The sequence below is a fragment of the Microbacterium testaceum genome (genome assembly GCF_001476655.1).
GTDB lineage: Bacteria > Actinomycetota > Actinomycetes > Actinomycetales > Microbacteriaceae > Microbacterium > Microbacterium testaceum_C.
The window spans coordinates 1-820 of the sequence record NZ_LDRT01000123.1; the positions used below are offsets into that span (position 1 = coordinate 1).

Annotated in this window: 1 protein-coding gene and 1 pseudogene; both read right to left on the bottom strand. The window is 69.4% G+C overall.

From position 1 onward, the window contains the following. A pseudogene (locus NS220_RS15195) lies at positions 1–220 on the bottom strand (cell division protein FtsZ); the annotation flags it as partial. A 151-nt stretch (positions 221–371) separates the two neighbouring features. Further along, on the bottom strand, positions 372–820 hold a 449-nt coding region (locus NS220_RS15200; protein WP_193755387.1), incomplete at its 5' end, for a cell division protein FtsQ/DivIB.

Below are 820 nucleotides of genomic sequence, written 5' to 3' on the forward strand. Positions count from 1 at the left end.
CCTCGGGGTCCGCTCCCGCGCCCAGGCCGCGCGTCAGCTCGCGGCCGACGTCGAGCTTGACGTCGGCGTCGCTCATGAGCAGCGCCTGTGCGTCGGTGTTGATCGCGATGAACTCCACGCCGCGCAGGCCGAGCTCGATCATGCGGTTGACGGCGTTGACGCCGCCCCCGCCCACACCGACGACCTTGATCACGGCGAGGTAGTTCTGGTTGTGGCTCATGCCGGCCTCCGTTTGTCCCCGAACCCGAAACTCTAAACCTCATGTTGAGGGTTAAAGAATTGCCCGGTATGCAATTCCTTGACTTGAAAGTAGGCGGCGTTGCGGTCGTGGCCCGGCCGACACGCGGCGTGTCCGAGGATCGCCCTCGAGATCAGCGGATGACGCCGGCCTCGGGAGAGGTCACGTCGTACTCGCGCGTGTTGTTCGGAGGGCTCTTCTGCATGAGGAGGTCGAGGACGCGCGCTTTCTCGGGCGAGCGGTCGGCGCTCCCCCACATCACGCGCGTACCCGTGCCCCCGAGGGTCAGGGTGACGTCGTCGGGCGTCGTCGCCGAGACGGCGGTCACCTGGGACCGGATGCCGTCGGGCAGGGCCCGCATGACACGCCCCGCCGCGCGGAACGGCTCCGAACTCGTCCCCGCGGGCACGTCGATCACCGGCTGTCCGGCGGGGGCGTCGGGCGTCGTGGAGAGGACGACGCCCGCCGCGTCGACGACGGTGAAGCCGGCCGGGGTCTGCACCACGCCGATGGGCGTGCGCTCGACGATGCGCACCACGAGATCGTGCGGCGGCTGCGCCTCGAGCGTGTAGGACTCGAGGA